We start from the raw sequence: 632 nt of genomic DNA on the forward strand, positions 1-632 counted from the left end.
ATCGGTTTGCACTTCTACCCAATTTGGGAAGCAGCATCCTTAGACGAATGGCTGTATAACGGCGGTCCTTACCAGTTGGTGGTGTTCCACTTCCTGATTGGTGTGTTCTGCTACATGGGACGTGAATGGGAACTGAGCTACCGCTTGGGTATGCGTCCTTGGATCTGCGTCGCTTACTCTGCACCTGTTGCAGCAGCTAGCGCAGTGTTTCTGATCTATCCGATCGGACAAGGCTCCTTCTCTGATGGGATGCCTCTGGGTATTTCCGGTACGTTCAACTTCATGTTCGTGTTCCAGGCTGAGCACAACATCTTGATGCACCCCTTCCACATGTTGGGCGTAGCTGGTGTGTTCGGTGGTTCTTTGTTCTCTGCAATGCACGGTTCGTTGGTCACGTCTTCTCTGGTGCGTGAAACCACCGAGACTGAATCCCAAAACTACGGTTACAAGTTCGGTCAAGAAGAAGAGACCTACAACATCGTTGCAGCACACGGTTACTTCGGACGTCTGATTTTCCAATACGCCAGCTTCAACAACTCACGTGCACTGCACTTCTTCTTGGGTGCATGGCCAGTGGTTGGCATCTGGTTCACGTCTTTGGGTATCAGCACGATGGCGTTCAACCTGAACGG

The 632-nt window shown here is 51.4% G+C and carries 1 protein-coding gene; it reads left to right on the forward strand.

The genetic code is table 11. From position 1 onward, the window contains the following. Nucleotides 1-632, forward strand: a 632-nt coding sequence (locus ACR6Z4_RS32230; protein WP_479721404.1) for a photosynthetic reaction center family protein, incomplete at both ends; no start/stop codon positions are given.

The organism is Calyptranema fuscum S582 (assembly GCF_055793305.1).